General features: G+C 37.2%; 20 protein-coding genes and 1 tRNA gene. 15 read left to right on the top strand and 6 right to left on the bottom strand.

What is annotated here, in order from left to right; genetic code table 11:
- The first annotated feature begins 12 nt into the window (after positions 1-12).
- From ACL9RF_RS06960 to ACL9RF_RS06945, 4 genes are read left to right on the top strand one after another with little or no spacing between them, the layout of a single operon-like run.
- Entirely contained in the window at positions 13-2,079 is a 2,067-nt protein-coding gene (locus tag ACL9RF_RS06960; RefSeq protein WP_422799880.1) for an AAA family ATPase, read from the top strand.
- Positions 2,061-4,043, top strand: coding sequence for a UvrD-helicase domain-containing protein (locus ACL9RF_RS06955; protein ID WP_422799879.1), 1,983 nt, complete (start codon positions 2,061-2,063; stop codon positions 4,041-4,043). The genes ACL9RF_RS06960 and ACL9RF_RS06955 overlap by 19 nt, the downstream gene beginning before the upstream one ends.
- Before the next feature lie 29 nt (positions 4,044-4,072).
- Positions 4,073-4,519 carry a hypothetical protein gene (locus ACL9RF_RS06950; protein ID WP_422799878.1) on the top strand — a complete coding sequence of 149 codons (447 nt, stop codon included), beginning with the start codon at positions 4,073-4,075 and terminating at the stop codon, positions 4,517-4,519.
- Between the two features lie 36 nt (positions 4,520-4,555).
- A complete protein-coding gene (locus tag ACL9RF_RS06945; RefSeq protein WP_422799877.1) occupies positions 4,556-8,779 on the top strand; it encodes an NACHT domain-containing protein in 4,224 nt (1,407 codons plus the stop codon).
- 480 nt (positions 8,780-9,259) lie between these two features.
- Here ACL9RF_RS06945 and ACL9RF_RS06940 read toward each other — a convergent pair whose 3' ends face one another.
- Positions 9,260-10,480, bottom strand: coding sequence for a site-specific integrase (locus tag ACL9RF_RS06940; protein ID WP_422799876.1), 1,221 nt, complete (start codon positions 10,478-10,480; stop codon positions 9,260-9,262).
- Between the two features lie 496 nt (positions 10,481-10,976).
- Entirely contained in the window at positions 10,977-11,324 is a 348-nt protein-coding gene (locus tag ACL9RF_RS06935) for a winged helix-turn-helix transcriptional regulator (RefSeq protein ID WP_422799875.1), read from the bottom strand.
- A 131-nt stretch (positions 11,325-11,455) separates the two neighbouring features.
- Between ACL9RF_RS06935 and ACL9RF_RS06930 the strand changes: the two genes are divergently transcribed.
- Positions 11,456-12,403 (top strand): NADP-dependent oxidoreductase, encoded by a 948-nt coding sequence (locus tag ACL9RF_RS06930; protein ID WP_422799874.1) that lies wholly within the window; start codon positions 11,456-11,458, stop codon positions 12,401-12,403.
- A 10-nt stretch (positions 12,404-12,413) separates the two neighbouring features.
- Here ACL9RF_RS06930 and ACL9RF_RS06925 read toward each other — a convergent pair whose 3' ends face one another.
- The 3 genes from ACL9RF_RS06925 to prmC form a co-directional block, all read right to left on the bottom strand.
- Positions 12,414-13,079: a phage integrase SAM-like domain-containing protein gene (locus tag ACL9RF_RS06925; protein WP_422799873.1), complete on the bottom strand. Its 666-nt coding sequence runs from the start codon at positions 13,077-13,079 to the stop codon at positions 12,414-12,416.
- A 348-nt stretch (positions 13,080-13,427) separates the two neighbouring features.
- Positions 13,428-13,500, bottom strand: a tRNA-Lys gene (locus ACL9RF_RS06920).
- Positions 13,501-13,652: 152 nt separating this feature from the next.
- The gene (gene prmC, locus ACL9RF_RS06915) at positions 13,653-14,516 is read right to left on the bottom strand and encodes a peptide chain release factor N(5)-glutamine methyltransferase (RefSeq protein ID WP_422799872.1); all 864 of its coding nucleotides are present in this window, start codon (positions 14,514-14,516) and stop codon (positions 13,653-13,655) included.
- A gap of 67 nt (positions 14,517-14,583) precedes the next feature.
- On the opposite strand from prmC, the gene ribD reads away from it, so the two are divergent.
- Together ribD and ACL9RF_RS06905 are read left to right on the top strand one after the other, a co-directional pair.
- Positions 14,584-15,636, top strand: a complete 1,053-nt coding sequence (gene ribD / locus ACL9RF_RS06910) for a bifunctional diaminohydroxyphosphoribosylaminopyrimidine deaminase/5-amino-6-(5-phosphoribosylamino)uracil reductase RibD (protein ID WP_422799871.1) — start codon at positions 14,584-14,586, stop codon at positions 15,634-15,636.
- A gap of 49 nt (positions 15,637-15,685) precedes the next feature.
- A complete protein-coding gene (locus ACL9RF_RS06905; RefSeq protein WP_422799870.1) occupies positions 15,686-16,975 on the top strand; it encodes a DUF2851 family protein in 1,290 nt (429 codons plus the stop codon).
- Here the strand turns inward: ACL9RF_RS06905 and ACL9RF_RS06900 are convergent.
- A complete protein-coding gene (locus ACL9RF_RS06900) occupies positions 16,968-17,621 on the bottom strand; it encodes an ankyrin repeat domain-containing protein (protein WP_422799869.1) in 654 nt (217 codons plus the stop codon). The two genes, ACL9RF_RS06905 and ACL9RF_RS06900, sit on opposite strands and share 8 nt — an antisense overlap.
- Positions 17,622-17,953: 332 nt before the next feature.
- Between ACL9RF_RS06900 and ACL9RF_RS06895 the strand changes: the two genes are divergently transcribed.
- The 8 genes from ACL9RF_RS06895 (at position 17,954) to ACL9RF_RS06860 (ending at position 24,276) form a co-directional block, all read left to right on the top strand.
- Positions 17,954-18,529: a UbiX family flavin prenyltransferase gene (locus tag ACL9RF_RS06895; RefSeq protein WP_422799868.1), complete on the top strand. Its 576-nt coding sequence runs from the start codon at positions 17,954-17,956 to the stop codon at positions 18,527-18,529.
- A 177-nt stretch (positions 18,530-18,706) separates the two neighbouring features.
- Positions 18,707-19,975, top strand: a complete 1,269-nt coding sequence (locus ACL9RF_RS06890; protein ID WP_422799867.1) for a dihydroorotase — start codon at positions 18,707-18,709, stop codon at positions 19,973-19,975.
- A gap of 4 nt (positions 19,976-19,979) precedes the next feature.
- Entirely contained in the window at positions 19,980-20,648 is a 669-nt protein-coding gene (locus ACL9RF_RS06885; protein WP_422799866.1) for a hypothetical protein, read from the top strand.
- A 10-nt stretch (positions 20,649-20,658) separates the two neighbouring features.
- Positions 20,659-21,228, top strand: coding sequence for a DUF4199 family protein (locus ACL9RF_RS06880; protein ID WP_422799865.1), 570 nt, complete (start codon positions 20,659-20,661; stop codon positions 21,226-21,228).
- Positions 21,229-21,248: 20 nt separating this feature from the next.
- Positions 21,249-22,199, top strand: coding sequence for a glycosyltransferase family 2 protein (locus ACL9RF_RS06875; RefSeq protein ID WP_422799864.1), 951 nt, complete (start codon positions 21,249-21,251; stop codon positions 22,197-22,199).
- 1 nt (position 22,200) lies between these two features.
- On the top strand, positions 22,201-23,208 hold the full coding sequence (locus ACL9RF_RS06870; protein ID WP_422799863.1) for a glycosyltransferase: 1,008 nt from the start codon (positions 22,201-22,203) through the stop codon (positions 23,206-23,208).
- Between the two features lie 27 nt (positions 23,209-23,235).
- Entirely contained in the window at positions 23,236-23,502 is a 267-nt protein-coding gene (locus tag ACL9RF_RS06865) for a hypothetical protein (RefSeq protein WP_422799862.1), read from the top strand.
- A 3-nt stretch (positions 23,503-23,505) separates the two neighbouring features.
- Entirely contained in the window at positions 23,506-24,276 is a 771-nt protein-coding gene (locus ACL9RF_RS06860) for an MBL fold metallo-hydrolase (RefSeq protein WP_422799861.1), read from the top strand.
- Positions 24,277-24,294: the final 18 nt, after the last annotated feature.

Here is a 24,294-nt window from a genome sequence, read left to right as displayed (position 1 = left end):
AAATTAAAGTAAATGAAAATTGTAAAAATAGAAGTAGATAATTTCAGACTTTTAAAAGACTTTTCCATAGAGCTACAAAAGGATCTTTCTCTGGTTATTGGAAAAAACAATACAGGAAAGACATCCCTACTTTCTGTCTTGGATAAGTTTATCAATGAAAAAAGTAAATTTTCATATGATGATATAAACATAGACCTCAAAAATGAATTAGAAGGGCTAATCAAAGGAGATAGGATTCCTGATGAGTTTGATGCGAAAGGAATTAAATTGAGGTTATTCGTTGAGTACAATGAACATGATGATCTTTCAAATGTGAGTAGAGTACTTATGGATTTAGATCCTGATAACAATATGATTGTATTGGGGTTCGAATATACCTTAAGTTATACAGACTTTCTAAATCTTAAAGCGGAATATAATTCTTTTAATGCAAATGAGTTAGCGAAAGTAAATCTGAAAAAGAAAAAACAACCTACAAGTTTAAGTGACTTCTTAAACTCAGAATTGGATAACTACTTCAAAATTCATAAGAAATCCTTTGAATGTGATAAAACGGGGAGAATAACTGATGATAAGAAGTTTATCGACTTAAAAAGCGAAACAATTAGTATTAAGGATATCATTAGTTTTAAATACATTAGCGCCAAACGAGACGTAACTAACAAGGAAAAGGAAAGCACCCTTTCAAAGCAAACCTCAACACTTTATAAAAAGAAAGAGGATAATAGTGAAAAAAATCAGGCAACCGACGATTTTAAGGATCAGCTTTCGGAAACAGATAATATTCTAAGTGGCATATATAAAAATCTTTTTAAAGATGTAATAAAAAAAGTGCAATCTTTCGGTGGTATAAAACTTAATGAAACGGATATTGCTATAATCTCTACACTAGGGCATAGAAACCTGCTTGAAGGAAATACGACTGTTGTCTATGCCCACGATAGTCAAAAGTTACCTGAACACTACAATGGTTTAGGTTACATGAATCTAATTAGCATGATCTTCGAAATAGAGATCTTAGTTCAAGAATTCAAGCGAGATAATAATTCTAAGCCAGCCGACATCAATCTACTTATAATCGAGGAACCAGAAGCACACACTCATCCGCAAATGCAATATGTGTTTATCAAGAATATTAAAAAGCTACTTGGCGAAGGAATAAAAAGAGACGATGGCGAAAAACGACGCTTACAATACATAATCACAACCCATTCCTCTCATATTGTAGCGGACAGCGACTTTGATGACATCAAATTCCTAAAAGCAGAAACGAAAAATGACGTAAAGGCTAAAAACCTTTCTGATTTAAAAGATGAATATGAGGTATCTACGAATCAGTACCAATTCTTAAAACAATATTTGACTATAAGTAGAGCTGAAGTTTTTTTTGCTGACAAAGCCATTTTAATTGAGGGTGATACTGAGCGTATATTACTTCCTACATTTATGCGAAAAATAGATATAGAAGAGCATTATCGATTATCCTTAGAAGAAAAAGAGGACGATTTCCCCCCCTTACTATCTCAAAATATTTCACTAATTGAAGTAGGTGCGTATTCTCATATTTTCGAAAAATTCATTGAATTCCTTGGTATTAAATCATTGATTTTAACAGACATTGACTCTAAGGGTGAAATAGGAAACAATAAGCTAGAGGCGTGTCCAGTAGACCAAGGAACTGCAACGAGCAATACTGCCTTGTTACACTACTTACCTGACACACTTTGGGAGGATTTGAAGATTCTAAACATAGCTCAACGGACAAAGGATATTGGAAACGCTAAAGTTTGCATTAGTTATCAACAAAGAGAAAGAGAGTATCATGCTAGAAGTTTTGAAGACGCTTTCATCCATATTAATCTTGCATTTGTGAAAGAGAAAAAGGACGATTTTCAGGGCTTAAAAAACAGAAATCACTTTGATAACGGAGAAAGTAATGCATATATCCTGGCTAAGAATTGCATAGGAAAGAAAACACATTTTGCCTTAGACATTTTGTATCACAGTAACGATGATTTTAGTAATTGGAATATTCCATCATATATTAAAGAAGGACTATTATGGTTGAAGAAAGATTAAAGTTAGAACCGGAAGTTCAGAAAATTCTGGACTCTGTAGATAAAAAGAGAAATTTCCTTTTAAGCGGTGGAGCGGGAAGCGGAAAAACCTATTCTTTAGTAAGTCTTATTCGTGAAATAATTTTCGAAAATCCAACAGCTAAAGTAGCTTGTATGACTTACACAAATGCTGCCGTAAAAGAGATTGAAGACCGGGTAAATCACGAGAATCTTAATGTATCAACAATACATGATTTTTTGTGGGATAATATAAAGCATTTCCAAAAGGAACTTAAAGAGGCAATTATTTTTCTAGCAAATGACGAAAACACCCCACGAATCACGATCAATGAACCAGGTCCAATTTCCAAGGAATACTTTGACTCTCTTGAAGAAAAAATACAATATAAAGAGTTTGTAAGGCTAAAAGAGGGAATAATATCTCATGACGAGTTGCTTTTGATCGCCAATTATGTATTTGAAAAATATCCTAAATTAAGTTCTATAGTAAAAGATAAGTACAAGTTTATTTTTATTGATGAGTATCAGGATACAAATAAGGAAGTAGTTGAAATTTTTCTTAAGCATTTTAAACAAAGCAAGAGAGAGAACATCATTGGCTTTTTTGGAGATGCAATGCAATCAATTTACGAGGATGGCATTGGCAATCTCGATGATTACAAAGGAGATAATCAGGAGCAAGTAAATGAAATCCTAAAGAAGCAAAACAGAAGAAATCCAAAAAAAATTATCGACTTGGCTAACAAGCTGAGAACGGACAGAATTATTCAAGAGCCCTCGGAAGATTCTCACGCTCCTAACATGATTGATGGAGTAATAAAAGAAGGTAACATACTGTTCATACATTCTTCAGATGGAGATCTTGAGAAAGTTAAAGCCTGGTTAACAGAGGAGCATAATTGGGGTTTTAATAATTCTAAGGAGACTAAAGAGTTGAACCTAACTCACAATTTGATTGCAGATAAGGCTGGCTTCAGAACTTTAATGGACATTTATGACAAAGACCAAATTCTAAAGTTCAGAGATAGAATTAAAAAATTTATTAAAGAACATAATATTACAATCGATTTTTCTCAAAACACTTTCGGCGAAGTCATTGACATTCTACAAGAAAATAAAACAGGTCGTGAATTGGTCGCTGTAAGTCCAACTACCGGGATGAAGACATTTATTAAAGACCATGTTGATCTTTACAATTATGCAACATCATTGAACTTTATTGAATTTTCAAAGGAATATATCGATAAAGATCAACTCCTTGATGATAAAAAGCAAGATGAAGAAGATTCAAACAGAAAAGGTTCCAAAAGAGACTATCTCATAAAACATCTCTTCAAAATACAGACCAACATTTCGTTATACCAAAATAAGAAGTACAATGAGTTTCTTCGAGCAACAGACTTCTACTTTAAGATAACCAGTATAGCTGCTAAGAGAAAGTTAAAAGAAAACATAGATGCTATTGTGAGTGTAGGGAACAAAACGATCGAAGAAGTAATTACTGATGCTGATGAAAAACGCATATGTATCATTGATGATCGCCTCAAGGATTTTAAAAACAAAAAGTCCTACCTGTACAAGCGTATCAAAGATGTTCAGTTTAGTGAGTTTCAAAATCTGTTTGAATACCTTGAAGGAAAGACACCATTCTCCACACAACATAAGACTAAGGGTGCGGAATTTGATAATGTGTTAGTTATACTTGATAATGGTAATTGGAACGATTACAATTTCAATTACATTTTTGATAAAGAGAATATATATCAACAGCTAGTAAACGGAAAGTCAAAAACAAAAAGCAAACTCGAGTCTTTTCCAAGAATTTTGGATAGAACTCAAAAAATATTTTATGTATGCTGTACTCGTGCTAAAGAAAACTTAGCAGTTTTTTTTCATGCTCCAGACGCTGAAGTTATATCAAAAGCTAAAGAATGGTTTGGGGAAGGGAACGTAATTAATTTATAAACTAGAATTCATTGAATAACGTAAAAATTATGAGGCAAAATAAACCATATTGGCACAGTCTATTAAAACACTTCGAAACCGAAGATTATTTTACAAATGGACTGACACTCCCTTTCGTAATCGGTGCAGGACGTAATATTAATGAACAAGCAGCTTTGCTAACTATTGATGAGCTTTTCAAAGATTTTGAAAAATCCGGAGAATACATTAACGTACTTAAATGCGATAACATTGGCGAATACGTATTTAGAATTGGCGACAAAGAAGATGCAAAAATATATCCCACAAAAGGATTTTTAATCATGATTGATAATTGTTTTGAGAATTATCCCACAATAGCCGAGATAGTATTACATCTTAATGATCTCTATAATGATTTTATTAAAGTTGGTAATTACTCAAAAATACAAGGTGAGTGGGACAAGTTCGACGAACAGGATATCGCGCGAATAGATGAAGTTAAAGAAATCCACTAATGGTACCTAAACTATCGATAGTGTAAAATAGAAAGTATGAAAAAAAAGGGATTAGATTTTGAGCTAAGTACAGTAGAATTATTAACAAATATTTTCACTGAATTGGGGTACACAGTCACTAGAAAGAGAAATCAGAAATCTGGCACTCAAGATGGCTATGATGTTCTTCTTGAAATAGTAACTGGCAAATATAAAAGCCATACCATCTATGCTGAATGTAAGGATTACTCTAGTAATTTAAGCTATACACAAGCTATAGAAAAAATGCCTCAAATTATTTCAACGCATGAAAGAATTGATCTACTACTTTTCTTGTCACCTTACAAGGATTTTTCTAACCCAAATGAACCTACTAAACTTAGTAGGTTTTACGATAAATTAGCTCCAGAGTGTCCAATCCAATTCCTAACACCCGAATACAACATAAAGGATTATTTTGGACTTTATCCTAATCTATTTGAAAGGATATACCAGATCCCCCCTCCTGTTATTTCTGATAATAGACGACGTGAAATACTTGACCGATTTGACAAAATTATCTTCTCTGATAAAAACCTTCAAAAAGTTGTTATCGAAGATAACGACAGGGAGTTATATATTGATTCAATAGAACTTGTAAGTAACTATATCGAAAGATCTTTTAGAAGCAATCCGATTCCAGACATCTATAGCTGGAATGACTCTACTACGGTAGAGTTTGATAAGCTAATGATGGATAGTAACTACGGACTAGTATTGCTGGGAAACCCAGGCTCTGGTAAAACCTCGGAGTTAAGACATAGAGCTATATCATTATGGAATAATCGCAATGAAAACGAAATCGTTCCATTTTACAGATCATTAAAGAATTTCAATTCGAATTCTACAATTTCAAGCATACTACCTGCTCGGTATAAACAGATTTCTTTTCTTGTCATAATACTAGATGGATTGGATGAAGTATATGACATTACTGATTTCAGCAATAAGCTTCGAAGCTTTATAGAAGCACATAAGCAAGAAAGACTTCAAGCAACATTAAAATTTATAATCAGTTGCCGTACGTCTATCTATAACAAAATTGTCAAAAACCTAGAAGGCTTTACAGCTGTTTATCTCTCCCCAATAGCGGACGGACATGCTTTACGATACCTGAAGGATAAGTTTGACATAGACTTTATTAGGACGGGCCGCACCCTTGACTTTTGGAAACATAGAGATTTATTGGAGATTCCTTTTTATCTGGAGCTTATAGGGAAAAACTATCTTGAAACTGGAAAATTAGAGATGTCTCGCGCTAAGCTAATAGCTCAATATATTAAGCACCGATTAATGCATGACGATAAAGATAAATTCAGAAACGATATAGACAGAAGCTCTTTACACCTGCAAGAAGCTAAGATACTCGCCCTAGCAATGGAAACAATGCAAGTGACCAGTATTGACGAATCAAAGACACGAGCATTTATAAATGACACAAGTAGCCTTGCTAAAAACCCGTTTATAGAGCAATCAATTGATAAACAATGGAGCTTTGAACTCAAAAGCATCCAAGAATATCTCGTAGCGAGTATGCTATCACAAATGGATTTCAATCAATTAATTGATTTAGTCAAAATCGACAAGAAAATTAACAAAATCCATCCTTCGTGGTACAATGTCGTTACGCTTCTATTAAACATCGATTTTGATGAACGTGACAATTATAAAAGTCTAGTAAATTGGTTGGTCGACAACGATATTGAATTGATATTTCAGGTTGATGAAGAGCTTATTGATGTGTCTCTGCGCAACACGACCTTCCAAGACTATTTTCAAAAACACTGCATTGAAAAAACATTATGGATTACCAACGAAAATGAGGTTGGTAAGTTTAGCAACACTCCATCAAATATCGAATTTCTATTTGATAAAGCTTTGGACAAAGAGCTGAATCTCCGTGCCCGCTTATCGGCAGTAGTACTACTCGAACATGTTACTCTCCATACAGATTCATATTCAAAACGCGTGGAAGACTTGATACTGCAAGTCATAAAGGAATACAAAGCCAATAAAGAAGATGTTTTTCATATTATGGGACGAGTATTGGGTTTAATAAAAATGACAACGGAAGGTGGGAAATATATACTAACCCGTACAGCTACTGAATTTGTATCTGAATATGACGATAAGGAATTTGTTCATAGTGCTATAAGTCTCATTGATAAGAATAATTTTACTGAACATAAGGATTTCATCCTCGAAATATTAAAGAAATCAATTAAAGAAGTAGCTTGGAACTATCACTCGAAATATGGTTCTGTTATTTCTACTAAACAAAAAATAGTAGACTTATTTTGTACTATTGAGCATGAAGATACCTTAATCCAATTATTCAATTTTATAGCCCAAAGACTGACCAATCATGAATTGAGAGAGAAATATGTTGAGCAGTTTATTAAGCATTGTGCAACAACTCTTAGCTCGGCAAGTAATGAATGTAAAGAAAAACTGGTATCTGTAATAATCAACATAATAATAACGGATAGGGTGTATCATATGGAGCAACACCTACTAGCAGATCTTGCCAAAGAATGTAATATTGTAGAACAGTTGTTTGAAGGCTTGTTGCAGGTTGAAACTGATAAACACAGTAACATTCTCTTTATTGAAGAATTACTTGAACCGAAGTACTATAGCTTTGTAGTAAGTGCATTTGAGAATGGCTCTCTAACAGAGAACTTTTTAAAAAGGTTCCGAAATGGTATGCAATATAATAAGCTAGCCGAAGCGATTGAATTTCAGAACTTCATAGAGCAAAACACATCATTTGTATTTGAAGATAGAATAGAAAATTCCGATGCTGCAGAACAGAAATTATTTAATCAAAATTCAGCACAAAGGGAATTTGATGTTAAGTTCAACCTGCCGTTGTTGAAAACACATATGTCAAACATTTTCGCACACTATAATGCTTATACTCTATCTTATGATGATGTAGATCGTTTTTGGGACAAATATTACCATGATTATGAATTACGGAAAAATGTAAGTGAATATGCTAAGAAATTTTTATGGGAGATTTTAAGGGAAGATTATAAAGAAGATAAAAAACTGTTTATTAATGACATCGATATAGTTCTCGAGGCGAAAGAATTAGATAGAATAGAGGATATTTACCTTAGTCTTCCTAAAGAGGATAGCTCGTCTGTTATCGTTGGTGTAGCTGAAGAAAATTACCTAAAAACGTGGATTATTTCGAACAGAGTTATTGTTGAAAGATATTTAGATAATCCAATAACCCCACTGAACGAGATTGAATCTAGAACAATCATGCTTTTCTTAAATTTGTTTCGCTACTTTAAGTTCTCAGGATTCGACGATGCATTCTTATTGCGCCTAGTCGATTTTATAAAGCACTTATCGTACTTCGATTTTGAATTTATAGATGAGATGCTAGGAACAGAGATAGTCAGTTTAAAAGTTATGGCTGAACTAAGGCTAGCAACTGACCCAAATCTGAAGCTGTCACTTCTCAATTACCTAAAGTCAAAAAACATCTCGTTTAGCTTGCAACTTTTCGGTATAGAGAATGAAATAAAGCAAGCTGTCATAGCTAAGAACTATGATTATGCTAGAAGTGTTACTGAACTTTTTTATGCAGGTAATGCGCCATTGTTAAAGTCAATAGCAGAACTGTATCCTAGTAAAAATGAGGATTACTATTTTCTTCCATATATTCTTAACTGTCTGTTTGACTTAAAAGAGCATAACTACATTAGAGATTTTGTAACTAAATATTATGAAATACTAGTTACTAAAAACTTACTTGAAGAATCTAAAGCTATTAAATACTTGGTTAAGTCGAATGGAGTCTTAGGTTTTGATAAATTGAAATCAATCATAATGGCTACCACTAGGAATGCTGGCGATACCTACTATGATTTGGATTCTAAGCTCTATTCAAACCCAGCCTCTATAGAAACTTTATTAAATATTGTTGAATACTGTTTAAGTCTGGACGACTTGGATAAAATATTCAATGGTTGGTTCAAACCGATAAGAATGGCGTCTGAGGCTTTAGCGAATATATGTGATAAAAATGGACTAGAAATATCAGAAAAAATCTTGAATGGTTTAAACGCTATTATTCCTTATGATGATACTAAAATGAATAATAGATTCTATCACGAGGGTTTAAAGAATGATATCAGAAATGTAATCTATAAACAAATGTCAAAACCTTTTACATTCAACCAAGCGAGGAATTTCGCAAAAGATAATGATTTTATTTTTTATTAATACACCCTTGCAGATATCGGAACCGATGACCATCTAATTCAGGTACAAACTGACCATCAAGAACTAGTCTATATTTAGCAACAAAATGTGGGTTCAGATTACTTGTAGCCAGTTTTTCTATGGTCAATTTTAACCAAAATCTACAAAGAAACATAAGATAATTATCCAACCATTAATTTAGTTTCGATGATACTGGGTTGATATAAGGAATATCTTTGGACGCCATTTAACTCTTCGCATTATAGATTTTTTCGCTATCTTAGCTTTATAGCAATTGCAGCTAAAACGTATATCAAACCAGTGTGTTATTCGATGAGTTTGGAAAAACAAAACTTGTAACCACCTGATAAAGAAACTAAAACCCCAAAGGATATACTCCCCTACGAAATTCTAAATAAAAGCATATTTAATAGCAAGAATTAATGGCTATAAGGCTAAATGATTTTTATCCTTATAGCTTTACAAGACCACCTAGTATCCCTAATATGCCCCAAACAACTTTTCTTTAAGAACAGCCATATCTGCACTAACTTTTTGGTCTAGCACCTTAGCATAAATTTGTGTGGTTCGGATATTAGTATGTCCTAGCATTTTAGATACACTTTCAATAGGGACACCATTAAGCAACGTGACCGTTGTAGCAAAAGTATGCCTTGCAATATGTGAGCTTAGTTTTTTATGTATTCTACACATAGCTGCTATTTCTTTTAAATATTCATTCATCTTTTGGTTGCTGGTAACAGGGAGAGCTTTATTTCCAGCGTAGCATTCTATTTCAGTTTTATAACGCTCTAGGATAGCTTTGGCGGTAGGTAATAACGGAACATTACTACGTGTTCCTGTTTTGGTACGGTTAATAGAGAGCCAATCCGTTCCATCAATCCCCTTAAAAATATCTGTGGCTTTTAACTTCACTACATCGGAGTAGGCTAAACCAGTAAAGCAGCAGAAAATAAAAATATCCCGAACTTGAGATAACCTCTCTGCAGCAAATTCTTTCGTCAGTATAGTGCTAAGTTCTTCTTCAGAAAGAAATGGCCGTTCTACAGGCTTTGTACGCATCTTATAGCCAAGCATAGGGTCTTTATCAATCCAGTCCATACTTAAGGCTATACGTATGATTTTACCAAGATTTTTCAGGTACTTTACCGCCGTATTATTGGCGCATCTGTTTTCGGTACGTAGGTAAAATTCAAAATCACTGATAAAGGTTTGATCAACCTCTTTGATGTTGATGTCAGCATAGTTGAATTTAGCAAGTAGAAAAGCCTGCACATGCCTTTCTAAGACAAGAAACCTCTTCAGTGTTCCACTCGCGTACTCAACACCAATTAAAGCCTTCATTTTGTCGTTATGAAGCTTTATGACCTCCATTAAGCTATGTGTTACTATGTCCTTTCCAAGAAAGGCAGTCTTCAACGATTCAGTGGTAATCTTTGTTTTTTTATTCGACAGGGTTCTGTAAGCTTCATAAACTTTAGCCTTCATGTCGTCTAGAGATTTATTGAAATGTTTTACATCTTCCTTGGTTCCGATTTGGCGACCTGCTTTAACATTCCAACGATTAGGAAGGCATTTACAACCTGTCGAAATTTCTGTACGTTTTCCTGCTACGGTAATACGCAGGTAAATAGGGGCTTCCCCAGACTGGTAATCTTTTTGCCGCTTCATATAGAAGAGCATGCTGAAATTAGTTTTCATCGTAAACTGATTTAAGGTAAACAAAAGTAGCCTTACAGTCTAAACGTATCAAGATGTTTTAAAGATTATATTAAACTAGTTTTCAAATAGTTGTACGTAAATTAGGTGAGTAATAAAAACCCTTAAAACACGCACCGAATCGCTCACCTTTTTTATGCGATTTTCGGCAAAATTTAGGATTTCCTAGAAAACATAAAAGCTTGCAATCTTTTGACTTGCAATCTTTTACGTAGTTTTCACTATTTCTTAAGTGATCCCGCTGGGATTGGCTCAGCCCCGCAATCCCCCAACACAGAGCCTGAGCCTTCCCGAATCGAACCCCTGGGTTCTTCATCCCGCTGTTACAAAACTCGAACTCTTTTCTAGAGGATTTGAGACGGTTGAACACATTAAAAGATATTCAAATTAAAAACAATGGAAAAATCCAAAAAGGGAAAAGGTATAAGTTGAAAAGATGAATATAGTAGTAGTGGAAAATGCACTATTTGTATTTTAGCTACAAATATGGCTTAATTCCATATTCTTTTTCCAGCTGTTTATCCGCCCATTGTCTTAAATAATCAATAAAAGGAATTAATTCTTTACCAATTTCAGTCAATCGGTATTCGACTTTTGGGGGAATTTCTTTGTATTCTTTTCTGTGAATTAAAGTGTCGTGTTCTAATTCTTTCAAAGTTTGTGTAAGCATTTTTGGTGTAATATCTGTCAATATTTTACGCAATTCGCCATAACGCAAAACTTCATGCTGATGAATATACCATAATATTCTTCCTTTATATTTTCCGCCAATTCGTTTGAATGCGTAATCGACAGAACAAGCTGGCGTGGTATTAAATTTTTTCATTTCTTTTAGTTCTTTAATTACTTGACAATCACTAATTGTATACTTTATGTATCTAAAATACAATATTGTACCTACTTGATTTAAAGAAAATACCGTTTTAATTTTGTAGCAAATTAATTCAAATTTAAATAATGAAAGCAATTATTATAAAAGAAGCTGGTTCTGTAGAACAATTAAAATTGGTTGAAATAGAAAAACCCGTTATCAACGATCACGAAGTTTTGATAAAAACAAAAGCAATAAGTGTAAATCCTGTTGATGTAAAAGCCAGAGCTACCAGTGAAATGTTAACTTGGGTATATGGTGAAGATCGTCCTGCTATTTTAGGCTGGGATATTTCAGGAGAAATTATAGAAATTGGTCGTAAAGTAACCGATTTTAAAGTTGGTGATGAAGTTTTTGGAATGCTCAATTTTATAGGACAAGGAAAAACATATGCAGAGTATGTTGTAGCGTCACCCGAGCATATAACAATAAAATCAAAAAATGTCACACACGAATCTGCTGCAGCAAGTAGCTTAGCAGCGTTAACTGCTTATCAAGCTTTGGTTGAAACAGCTCAAGTAAAAAAAGGTGATAAAGTTTTAGTTCATGCAGCTTCAGGAGGTGTTGGTCATTTTGCAGTACAAATTGCAAAATATTTCGGTGCTTATGTTATAGGCACTTCATCTTCTAAAAATAAAAATTTCGTACTTTCTTTAGGTGCTGATGAACATGTAGATTATAAAAATGAAAAACTTCAAGACCGAGTAAAAGATGCAGATATTGTATTTGATACCATTAATGATGGCGCACTCGAAGATTCTATTGATGTACTTGCCAAAAAAGGTAAAATAGTAACGATTACATCAACTGAATTTCCGGCAGAAGTAAAAGAAAAAGCAATAGAAAAAGAAGCAAGCATACAATTTGTACGAGTTGCTTCTAAAAAAGATTCCATCATAGCTATCTCTGAATTATTAAAAATTGAGGCTATCAAACCACACATTCACAAAACTTTTGCTTTTGAAGAAATGGCGAATGCACATTTGGAAATAGAAACAGGAAGAGTAACAGGTAAAGTGGTTGTAAAGTTGTGAAAGAATATATTTAACCTTCTGTATTTGGATTAATTTCAATGAGATCTTTAATCTTCTTTATATGCTTTTTGGCTGTGGTATCACTTAAAGTTTTGGGCACGTCTAATGTGAGGTAATCATATATTTCATCTCCGAACTCTGGTGAAATCTCCCTAAAATCTATATCTTCTTTTTTATATTTTCGTTGTAAGAATGTAAGTAGCTTCTTTTTTGTGGTTTTTAATTGAGTTTTGGTAAAAGGTGACCGATCATCCTTTTCTACCATTTTTTGAAACTTCTCTATGAATTCATCAAAAACTTTAAGAAGGGTAGGAGGAAGTTCTACTTCCTCTGTATTTGGCTCTGCAATTATTGGTTTATTTAAATAAACCCGTTTAATCATTTCAGGGGTTATAATATCATGTTCAAAGAAAAGTTTATCGTAAACCCTGCCAAGGTCCACTAACATTCCCTTTATTTTACTGTTTATAGTTCGGTAGTCTGATTCTGCTTTTACTACAGTTTTGTTTTCCACATCCCAATTCTCTGGTAGAATTGTTTTACCCACCGGTAGTTCCTTTGGCTTTTGATCTTTAAGGGTAATTCGAATAATTAGAGGAGCTTTTCCCGTTGTCTTTCTGGTTTTGGTTCGTAAAACCATAGGAAGAAGATCCAGTTCATGTTTGATTTTTTCCATTTCTACACATTTAGATTAACAAAAAATTGCTAAGCCTTATCAGGCGTTCTCACGTAAAATCAAATTCGTGGTGGTCAAATGTAGATCATATTGATGACCACCACAATGACCACCATATGAAACTGGTTAAGATGAACTTTAATAACCTTTAAATAAGTACTTTGAAGGGAAAAAGATATAGAATAAACAAAAAAGGCGCAATCTCTTGCGCCTTCTGTGATCCCGCTGGGATTGGCTCAGCCCCGCAATCCCCCAACACAGAGCCTGAGCCTTCCCGAATCGAACCCCTGGGTTCTTCATCCCGCTGGGAAACAAAAAAAGCAACCCTTTTGGAGTTGCTTTCTTCTGTGATCCCGCTGGGATTCGAACCCAGGACCCATACATTAAAAGTGTATTGCTCTACCAGCTGAGCTACGGAATCCTAATTCTTTATTTCGAATTATGTCTCCTTGTTTGGAGTGATGCAAAGGTAGAAAAAAGGTTTAAAAGTGCAAACTATTGCAGCAATATTTTTTTTAGTAATGTGCTAAAATACTGTAGTACAGTTTGAAAAAATTAACATAAAAATGATGTTTAATTGATTTTAGCCTTAATAATACGGTCGGCACCGTTAATATCGCGAATAATCTGTACATCGGTGAAGCCCTTTTTTTGCAAAATATCTGCGGTTTCCTGCGACAAGTACTGATTTATTTCAAAATATAAGCACCCCGATGCGTTTAAATGAGCTTTAGCAAAGTCAGCGATATAGTCGTAAAACAACAGGGGAGCCTCCTCTTCCACAAATAAAGCAAGATGAGGTTCAAAGAGCAGTACATTGCGGTGCATCTCCTCTTTCTCCTTCGGTGTAATATAAGGCGGGTTGCTTACGATAACATCAAACTTATGGTTTTGTGGGAAGATCAGTTCCCATTCGAGAATATCGGCAAGCATAAAGTTGATGTCCGCATGATGTTGTCGCGCATTTCTTTTAGCTACTGCCAAGGCATCAGCAGAGATATCGACAGCCCAGAAGGCATTATTGGGCATATGGCTATGTAAAGAAATCGGTATACAGCCCGTTCCAGTGCCGATATCAATAATATTTATGTCGGCCCTACCAATATGATCCTTAATAATTAAATCTACCAACTCCTCCGTTTCCGGGCGCGGAATAAGCGTGTGCTCCGAAACCTCAAACGTATTACCATAAAAGAAAGCCTCTTTGAATATATGCTGAATAGGCCGGGCCTGCGTCAACTCCGCTAAAATCTGTTCTACACGAACTATAGTATCTACCTGCAACTCCCTATTCTTAAGGAAGGCATACTGTAGCGATTTTTGCTGCTCTATATGCTCAAAAACAAGCAGAAATAATTGTTTTACCTCTTCTGCAGGGTAAAGAGCTACTAATTTGGATTGGAACAATCTTTCCATATCCTGCCAAGTTTTTATCATACTACAAAATTAATATTATGGACAGTCCATTAGGTGCAAAAATCGTATAAAATGTTAAGTTTGCACTATGTTAACTAAAGAAACATACATGAAGCGCTGCCTTGATATCGCCGTATTAGGAGCAGGTACCGTAAGTCCCAACCCAATGGTAGGAGCTGTAATCGTATATAAGGAACGTATAATCGGGGAGGGGTATACCGCGCCTTATGGCGGGGCCCATGCCGAGGTAAACGCTGTACACGCTGTGTTTGCGCGCTACGGCGAGGAGCAGGGGAGAGCCATGCTGCAAGAGAGCGTCGTTTATGTTTCTTTAGAACCCTGCGCACACTACGGAAAGACGCCGCCCTGTGCCGATATGTTGGTAGATTTAAAAGTCAAGCAGGTTGTTATAGGCTGTCTTGATCCCTATGCCAAGGTCAACGGCCTTGGGGTAGCCAAGCTTAAAGACGCAGGCATTGCTGTCGAAATCGGTGTACTGGAAGCGGAATGTAAGTTTGTTAACCGACGTTTTTTTACCCGTATTGCGCAGCAAAGACCGTATGTACTATTAAAATGGGCCGAAACTGCCGACGGGTATTTTGCACCCAATACGCCAGAGCAGAAATGGATTACAGGACCTGCAAGCAAGCAGTTGCTGCATAAATGGCGTGCCGAGGAAGATGCCATCCTTATTGGCGTTAATACCGCCCTGATCGATAAACCCCGCTTAAATACACGCGAGTGGGAGGGGAAGTCGCCAAAAAGAGTGCTGATTGATAAAAACTTATCCTTACCAACAGACAGCAGTTTGTATGCTGACAGTGAAACCGATCTTATCATTTTTAATGCCTTAAAAACCGAATGGAAGGGGCATGTAAAAAGGGTAGCATTGGAAAATTTTGACCTTTATCTGCCCCATAATATTTTATATCAACTTTATTTAATGGATGTACAGTCTATTATTATCGAAGGGGGCGTAAAAACGTTGGATCTATTTATCCAAGCCGGACTATGGGATGAGGCGCGTGTACTGGTGGGGGATGTAAACTGGGGAGAGGGCGTAGCAGCACCACGACTACCTGGGGTAGCAACGGCAGAAAAAGATATTGCTAAGGATCAGTTAAAAATATTTTATAAATAGTATGCTGTAATATCTTGGTTGTCAGCATTCTGTTTGTTAGCTTTAGGCTGTGCTGTTAACCGAGGAATTACTATATTTTATATGGCGTTACCAATTATTTGATCACCATAATTTACGAACGACTCGTGGAGAAACTGTGTCTGTTGAACATCCAGGACATTTCAACAGTGATGCCGGTCCGGATTTTGAATCTGCAAAAATTCGTATAGCGGATTCTTTGTGGGCTGGCCATATAGAAATCCATTGTAAAGAAGGCGACTGGAAGAGTCACAAACATCACCTTGATGCCCGTTACAATACGACGATTCTGCATGTGGTATGGGAGCGCGGTAAAACCTCCATATCCAGATCCGACGGCAGTATGCTCCCCACACTTGTCCTTCAGGAATATGTAGATCTAACGATGCTGGAACGTTATGGTATGCTGATGCGTAACCTCAGCTGGATTCCATGTCAATATGGCTTACACGAGGTCGCTGGACTAACGAAAATACAGTGCCTGGATAGGATGCTGGTAGAACGCCTGGAGGTGAAAATGCACTATATCCTGGACCTGTTAGCGAAAACTAAACAAAATTGGGAGCATGTGATGCTGCTGCTGTTGGGGCGATCCTTTGGCGCCAAAGTAAACCAGTCGGCATTTGAAGAGTTAGTGTTTAAGGTGAAGCCGCAATGGCTACAAAAATTTAGGAACGACGATACTAGAATCGAAGCACTGCTGTTTGGCTTGAGTGGTCTGCTGGTAGGTCAGGCTAACGATGATTACCCTAAAATGTTAGCGCAAGAATACGAATACATGAAAAAATTATTGCATTTGGAGCCTATGCGTCCCGAGGCATGGCGCTTCTTACGTATGCGCCCTTATAACTTTCCAACCATACGCTTAGGGCAGTTGTCCGCGCTGTTATGTTACGATTCATGTTGGTTTGGTCGTGTGCGTGCGGAGGAGGATCTCCATGTGTTGCTACATAGTTTGCGGCATTGTAGAATACATTCATACTGGTCAACACATTTTAGGTTTGATAAATCAGCGAATAAAAGCTGTAACGTAGGTTTGGCGGATGGTTTTCTATATTCGCTGCTCCTAAACTGCTTTATACCGATATTATTTAGTTTCGGTAAATTTTACGACCAACCGGCATACTGCCATAAGGCTTTACGTTGGTTAACGGAAGTGCCGCCTGAACGAAATAACATTGTTTCTGCCTTTAACGTAGCTGGTATAAAGGCGTATACGGCTGCCGACACACAGGCTCTGTTGCACTTAAAGAAATACTATTGCGACAAGAAACAATGTTTAGGTTGTGTTATTGGGCATGCCATACTCCGTACTAGTTGAATTTTAGAATTTCGGATAACTCGCGGAAGCCTTTTTCTGCGGCTAGGGATGTGGCTGTGTGCCCTTGTTCTGTGACAACTTTAATGTCGGCACCATGCTCTAATAAAAGGATGATAAGGTCTAGGTTGCCGTGCTGTGCCGCCAGGTGTATAGGTGCGATATGCCCTTTTTGAAAAACATTTACCTCCGCACCAGCGTCAATTAATAACTTGCTGATGCCGGTGTTATTGCTTGATACGGCGGCATGTAATGGAAATACATGGTACCCATTGTTGCATGGTATATTAGGGTTCGCCTGGTTTTCCAACAATACACGTATAATTTCTTCTTGTCCGAAATGTGCCGCAATACCTAAAGGTGTAAAGCCATGCGTAGACAACTCGTCCTTTATCTCCTTTTTATAATCCAGCATCATTTCTACATGCTGTTTTAATCCAACGGCGCAGGCTTCATGAATGGTTATCGTTTTGGTGTATTTTAAAATAGTTTGTGTAATCTGGGCTTTATGGTAATAGCAGGATAATAACAAGGGGGAAATTTGATGGCTAGTACTTTGTGTTACTAAATCAGGATCATGGCTTAGTAAAAGATCTAAATCATGGTGATTGCCGGTTTCTATATATTCTTCGAGTACGTGTAATCGCATAATTAATTAACAAATGATTATTTCTTCTTCGAAGTAAGCAAAAAAAAACTAAAAAACATAAAATGACGAAAATATCTACAAAAACCCTTACGCAATCGATTGACTTAATAAAATTTCCTTAAAATTATAATATACGGGTTTTTGTAGACCTAAAATTATCTGTAGCGAAAAATCTACAAATGTGTGAAAATTGGGGTTAATTTATTTAATAGGGTTTGGAAATGTATTATCTCTTGTTACATTTGTAATGCCCTCCCACAGGGCATGTTTTTCATAGGTAGATGTAAGGGTCAAATATTTCTTATTTGACCCTTTTTTTATAGCTTTGTTTCATGAGTCGAAAAATCGTTGTAGCTATTACAGGTGCTTCTGGTTCCATTTATGCGAAGGTACTTTTGGATAAGTTAAATCGTATAAAGAGCCAGGTAAATGCGGTAGGGGTAATCATGTCGGATAACGCGAAAGATGTATGGCGTTTTGAGTTGGGGGATACGAGTTATGAAAACTACGATTTCACCTTTTACAACAAAAATGATTTCATGGCTCCATTTGCCTCAGGGTCTGCCAATTATGACAGCATGATTGTTTGCCCTTGCTCTATGGGTACCTTGGCACGCATTGCAAATGGCACATCATCAGATCTTAGCACCCGCGCTGCGGATGTCATGTTGAAAGAGCGCCGCAAACTTATACTGGTAACGCGAGAAACACCTTTAAGTTTAATTCATCTACAGAATATGACCGCAGTAACGCAAGCTGGAGGTATCATTTGTCCGGCAAGTCCGTCGTATTATTCCTTACCTAAAGACTTTGAAGCGCTGGCTGCCACAGTGGTAGATCGTGTGCTTTCATTGGCAGGTTTGGAAGTCGATAGTTATAAATGGGGCGAGGACGATAAAAACATCTAAAAGAGTTATAAATACTATAGGTATTTCGTACATTTGTCTCTCAATGAAGCGACTTAAAAAATTGGTTTTGTCATCGGATTTATTTGCGATAAACCATGGTTTCTATACTTGTAGCCATTATTACAGTCGGCTTTCTCTACAATATTCTTCGCAATTATTAAATATTAGCAACAATTCATGAATACAATCTTAATTACTTCTGCCACGCTAGTTGCGCCTGAGAATCCATGGAATGGTCAAGAGGTTGATGTTTTAATTGAAAACGGTATTATCTCCGAAATTGGTACAGCATTAAAGCCTACCGTTGCTGTAAGTCAGCATATTGATGGTAAAGGCGCTATTCTTGCGCCAGGGTTTTTCGATTTAAATGCCAATATCGGTGAGCCTGGTTATGAAACCAAGGAGGATATGCATACAGGAACTGCCGCCGCTGCTGCAGGTGGTTTTACCGGGGTTAGTATCCATCCGAATACCAATCCGGCAGTACATAGCCGCGCTGAAGTAGCGTTACTGGTAAATGCTGCTAAAGGTAATCTGGTTGATGTGCACCCTATTGGTGCTATCTCTAAAAAGCGAGAAGGAAACGAATTGGCCGAGTTGTATGATATGAAAAAAAATGGTGCACTAGCCTTTTCGGATGGTACACATAGCGTACAGCAGGCAGGGTTAATGAGCCGCGCATTATTGTATGCTAAAGGATTTAATGGCTTGGTAATCTCCTTTGCACAAGACAGCTCAATTGCTGGCGGGAACCAAATGAATGAGGGTGTCATGAGTACTTATTTGGGGATGAAGGGTATTCCAAACCTTGCGGAATCCTTAATGGTATCACGGGATCTTTATCTTGCGGACTATAATGAGACGCCCATACATTTCACCTGCATCTCTACTGCCGAGTCTGTAGAACTGATTAAAAGGGCGAAAAGTAAAGGCCTTGCTGTGACCTGTGATGTGGCTGCCCACAACCTTGTTTTCACCGACGAGGATGTGCAGGGTTTTGATTCTAATTATAAAGTAAGTCCGCCATTGCGGCCAAAAAATGATATTAAGGCCTTATTGAAGGGGCTTAAAGATGGCGTTATTGATGCGGTAGTATCGCAGCATACCCCACAAGAGGTTGAGTTTAAAAATGTGGAATTCCAGATTGCCAAAAATGGGATTACAGGTTTCCAAACCGCTTTACCTTTAGCCATTAAGGCGGGGCTTACCGACGAGCAAATTGTAGATAAAATGGCTGTTGGCCCACGTAAGGTTGTAGGGTTGCCTGTGCCCTTAATAGCGAAAGGCGAGCAGGCTAATATTGTACTGTACAGTAGAACCGAAAAGTGGTCCTTCGATGCCAAAACTAATAAATCTAAAGGAAGAAATAATCCTTTTTATGGAAAGGAAGTGACAGGAAAAGTTTATCTTGTCGTAAACAATAATCAATTGATTAGTAATATATAATACCATGAATAATAAAGTAAAAAATGCCATTCATGCCGGTACAGCGACGTATGCTGCTGCGGAGAATGTTGACTATACAGATTTTTTAGCTCAGCTTGAGCTTGCTTTCACAGCCCATGCTCCTTTTATGGAAAAGGTGGAAAGCTTGGATAAGGTTTTTGATGATCATGCCGATTTTGAAGAGCTTCGGGAGTTGTTCTTCGATTTGCTTATGATCAATTTCTTCGCGGAGGATGTTCAAAAATTGGAGGAAGATTACTTAGATTCAGAAGAATGGGAAGCTATTGAGGAAGATACAATCGATCGTGGTACCGAGCTTTTAAATGTATTCTTGTACCTTAAAGAATGTGCTGATGACGACATCCAGCCGTCATTGGATGATTATTTAAAAGAATTTTTACTTGTGGAGGAAGACGAATTTCAAGATGAGTACCGTATTTATGAAAAAGTCATTGCAAACCAGATTTTAGTAGAAAGCGATTACGCAGAAATTGCGAAGGTTTCCAAAACCGTTACTTCTTTTGAAGAGTTGTACGAATTGTTTTACCCTATTGTGGCCTTCTTTTTTGAACCTAAGCCGTCGGCAGAACAGCTGGCTGACTATGCTTCACATGCCACAAATAAAGCCTTAGAGGCAGCTACTTACCAGATTATTGTTAACTACAATAAATAAATAGTAGAGTATGGCGAATGAGTTAAGTAAACAAGAAAAAAAAGACGGTATAATTTATGGTGCAATCGTAGGGGTTCTTACGGTTGTACTTTCTGTAATTGGAATTTATCACACCCAATCTGCAAGCAACTACTCTAGTTTATTTGTCGTAAGCTCGGCGCTTAAAATTTTGGGTTCTATTCTTGCTCCAATTGGTTTTGTATACCTGCTGAAGAAGCGGAATGGCAAAAACTGGCTCTTTAGTACGGCCTTAAAGAGTATCTACATCTTTCTTGCATCGAGCATCATTGTGGGGTCCTTGGGGATTACGATAACGCAGAAATTACTAATTGAAAGACCTGTTTTAGAAGGGAGCTATCAAAATCTGATGAACCTTAAGATTGTAGAGATGGAAGGTAAAGGTGCTACAGATGAGGAAATCGATCAGCAGATGGAGGTTATTGAGAAAGATCGGGAGTTTGCTTTTGAACCTATAAGTTTCAGAAATACCATTCCTCCAATTTTTATCAGCCTTTTGTTGAACTTTATTTTTGCTATGGTACTGGCGTTATTGTTTCGCTCTACGCAGGTAAAAAAATAGGTATTTATTGATTTTTATTTATGGATATTTCAATCGTTGTCCCTTTATATAATGAAGCCGAATCTTTACCCGAACTAACCGACTGGATTAGAAGGGTGATGCAGGCTAATAATTTTTCTTATGAAATTGTTTTAGTCGACGATGGTAGTAAGGATAATTCCTGGCAAATAATCCAGGATCTTAAAAAGTCGCACGAACAGATTACGGGCATAAAGTTCCGTAGAAACTATGGTAAGTCTGCTGCCCTAAATGTGGGCTTTGCAGCGACCCAAGGCGATGTGGTTATTACCATGGATGCCGATTTGCAGGATAGCCCGGACGAAATTCCGGAATTGTACGACCGCATTAAAAATCAAGGGGCAGATTTGGTGTCTGGCTGGAAGAAAAAGCGCTATGACCCGCTTACGAAGACTATACCTACAAAATTATTTAACGCGGTAACGCGCAGTGTCTCTGGTATTGACAACCTGCATGACTTCAACTGTGGTTTAAAGGCTTATAAGAAGGATGTCGTAAAAAGTATCGAGGTTTATGGCGAAATGCACCGGTATATTCCGGTTATCGCCAAATGGGCAGGCTTCTCGGAGATACAGGAGCAGGTGGTGCAGCATTTTCCACGAAAATACGGAACTACAAAATTTGGCCCCGGAAGGTTTGTAAAAGGCTTTCTGGATTTAATGTCCATCTTCTTTGTCGGTAAATTTGGAAAGCGGCCAATGCACTTTTTTGGCCCTATTGGTGTAATGAGCTTCTTACTGGGCTTCGGTATTACCATCTATTTGATTTGTGAGAAGCTGATAAGTATTGCTGCCGGAACGACGTATCGTAATGTTACCGATCAGCCTTTATTCTATTTGTCGCTGTTGGCAATTATGATCGGTACACAGTTGTTTTTAACGGGGTTTATCGCCGAGTTAGTATCGAGAAATAGCTCTGAACGTAATAAATATCATATAGAACAGGTGGTTTAATATGTTTTTTTCGATTATTATACCCCTGTTTAACCGACCTGAGGAGATTCGCGAGCTGTTGCAGTCGTTATTGCTGCAGACGTACAAGAACTTTGAGGTGGTTATCGTAGAAGATGGCTCATCACATCCGGCGGAGGAGCTGGTATTATCTTTTGCCGATAGGTTGCAGGTATCCTATTATTTTAAACCGAATGAAGGGCAGGGCTTTGCCCGGAATTATGGTTTTGCCAACGCTAAGGGCGACTTTTTTATTGTCTTCGACTCGGATGTTATTGTACCTGAGGGTTACTTGGAGACAGTAAAAAACGGCATAGAGAATCGGCAGCTCGATGCTTTTGGTGGCCCGGATGCTGCCCATGATTCCTTTACGCCTATACAAAAGGCGATTAGCTATTCCATGACTAGCCCTTTTACCACAGGCGGGATTCGTGGCAACAAAAAACATGTCGGGCAGTTTCATCCCCGTAGTTTTAATATGGGCATTTCACGTAGGGTATGGCAAGAGACAAAGGGCTATAAACTTTCACGCCGTTCAGAGGACATTGAGTTTAGTATCCGTATGATACGTTCCGGCTATAAGGTCGAGCTTATTCCGGATGCTTTTGTTTACCATAAACGTCGTACAAGCTTGTCGCAATTTTTTAAACAGATCTATGGATTTGGACAAGGCCGTATTGATATCGACCAGTTATATCCGGGAGAGTTGAAATTAATTCATACTTTGCCGGCGGTTTTTACCTTAGCTGTGGTTGGTATTTGTATATTGCATGTTTTAGATTGGCTGACCTGCCGGGAGATTCCATCGGTCAATGTTTTAGCTGCGTTAGGCCGTGCCGGTTTAGGGATGTATTGTTTGTTTTTGTTTATGCATAGCCTTGTAACGACGAAAAGCTTTAAGGTTGCTGTACTTTCGGTTTTTGCGGCCTTTACACAATTAATGGCTTATGGTTTTGGGTTTATGCGCAATTATATCGACCGGGTATGGTTAAAAAAAGATACTGCCCGCTAAGATATTTTAACGCTAATTTTTAGAATAGTGATATCTAGTACACAATATAATTTAGACAAGATTGAAAATATGCTTTCCGATTTGGGCTATAAGTTACGCTACGAAAAGGGAAATTTTAAAACCGGAGCCTGTGTGTTCCAGAATACAAAAATCATTGTTGTCAATAAGTTTTCAAATCTGGAGATCAAAATAAATGCCTTAGTGCAGTTGTTAAAAGATTTTGAGGTTCATGAAGAGGATTTAGACGAGAAGCAATGGTCTTTTTATAAAACATTAACGAAAGAAAATAGTTAAGATTTGAAAATTAGATTTTTAGGTACAGGAACATCGCAAGGGGTGCCCGTTATCGCCTGCAACTGTCATGTATGCCGCTCTGCGGATAAACATGACAAGCGTTTACGTACCTCTATTTTAATTGAATTAGGAGCCTATAACCTGGTTATAGATACCGGTCCAGATTTTCGCTATCAAATGTTACGTGAAAATATTGATCACCTCAATGCGGTATTAATGACGCATGCTCATAAGGACCATATTGCTGGTCTGGATGATGTGCGTGCGTTTAATTATGCGCAGCAAACGTCTATCCCGATTTTCGGTAACGAATTTACCTTGGACTCCCTACGGCGCGAATTTTATTATGCTTTCGCTACCGAGAAATATCCTGGAATCCCACAACTCGATCTGATAGAGATCCACTCTGGAGTCGATTTTACCCTCTTTGAGCAGCCGATTATGCCGGTCGAGGTAATGCATTATAAGATGCCCGTTCTCGGTTTTCGGCTGGGTAGGTTTGCCTATATTACCGATGCCAAAACGGTTTCTGATGCCAGCCGTGCCTTACTACAGGGCGTAGAAGTGCTGGTTGTAAATGCCCTGCAACAGGAGCCTCATATTTCTCATTTTACCTTAGACGAAGCGTTGGACTTTATTGCTGATATCAATCCTAAAGTGGCTTACCTAACACATATTAGCCATCGCTTTGGTACACATAATGATATTCAGGCTTTACTGCCTGAAAATGTTTTTGTTGCCCATGACCAACTGGCTATTGATGTAGATTTTTAAAAACGTATAAAACCTTTT

The sequence above is a fragment of the Sphingobacterium sp. Mn56C genome (genome assembly GCF_049319645.1).
Classification (GTDB): domain Bacteria; phylum Bacteroidota; class Bacteroidia; order Sphingobacteriales; family Sphingobacteriaceae; genus Sphingobacterium.
Note: the sequence above shows the minus strand (reverse complement) of the source record. Positions and strands in the feature narration are given on the sequence as shown.

Coding starts and splice junctions, on each gene's coding strand:
- ACL9RF_RS06885 (WP_422799866.1), top strand. CDS start 19,980: ATGAATAATAAAGTAAAAAATGCCATTCATGCCGGTACAGCGACGTAT.
- ACL9RF_RS06930 (WP_422799874.1), top strand. CDS start 11,456: ATGAAAGCAATTATTATAAAAGAAGCTGGTTCTGTAGAACAATTAAAA.
- ACL9RF_RS06925 (WP_422799873.1), bottom strand. CDS start 13,079: ATGGAAAAAATCAAACATGAACTGGATCTTCTTCCTATGGTTTTACGA.
- ACL9RF_RS06900 (WP_422799869.1), bottom strand. CDS start 17,621: ATGCGATTACACGTACTCGAAGAATATATAGAAACCGGCAATCACCAT.
- ACL9RF_RS06870 (WP_422799863.1), top strand. CDS start 22,201: ATGTTTTTTTCGATTATTATACCCCTGTTTAACCGACCTGAGGAGATT.
- ribD (WP_422799871.1), top strand. CDS start 14,584: ATGTTAACTAAAGAAACATACATGAAGCGCTGCCTTGATATCGCCGTA.
- ACL9RF_RS06940 (WP_422799876.1), bottom strand. CDS start 10,480: ATGAAAACTAATTTCAGCATGCTCTTCTATATGAAGCGGCAAAAAGAT.
- ACL9RF_RS06950 (WP_422799878.1), top strand. CDS start 4,073: ATGAGGCAAAATAAACCATATTGGCACAGTCTATTAAAACACTTCGAA.
- ACL9RF_RS06895 (WP_422799868.1), top strand. CDS start 17,954: ATGAGTCGAAAAATCGTTGTAGCTATTACAGGTGCTTCTGGTTCCATT.
- ACL9RF_RS06875 (WP_422799864.1), top strand. CDS start 21,249: ATGGATATTTCAATCGTTGTCCCTTTATATAATGAAGCCGAATCTTTA.
- ACL9RF_RS06955 (WP_422799879.1), top strand. CDS start 2,061: ATGGTTGAAGAAAGATTAAAGTTAGAACCGGAAGTTCAGAAAATTCTG.
- ACL9RF_RS06880 (WP_422799865.1), top strand. CDS start 20,659: ATGGCGAATGAGTTAAGTAAACAAGAAAAAAAAGACGGTATAATTTAT.
- prmC (WP_422799872.1), bottom strand. CDS start 14,516: ATGATAAAAACTTGGCAGGATATGGAAAGATTGTTCCAATCCAAATTA.
- ACL9RF_RS06960 (WP_422799880.1), top strand. CDS start 13: ATGAAAATTGTAAAAATAGAAGTAGATAATTTCAGACTTTTAAAAGAC.
- ACL9RF_RS06890 (WP_422799867.1), top strand. CDS start 18,707: ATGAATACAATCTTAATTACTTCTGCCACGCTAGTTGCGCCTGAGAAT.
- ACL9RF_RS06945 (WP_422799877.1), top strand. CDS start 4,556: ATGAAAAAAAAGGGATTAGATTTTGAGCTAAGTACAGTAGAATTATTA.
- ACL9RF_RS06935 (WP_422799875.1), bottom strand. CDS start 11,324: ATGAAAAAATTTAATACCACGCCAGCTTGTTCTGTCGATTACGCATTC.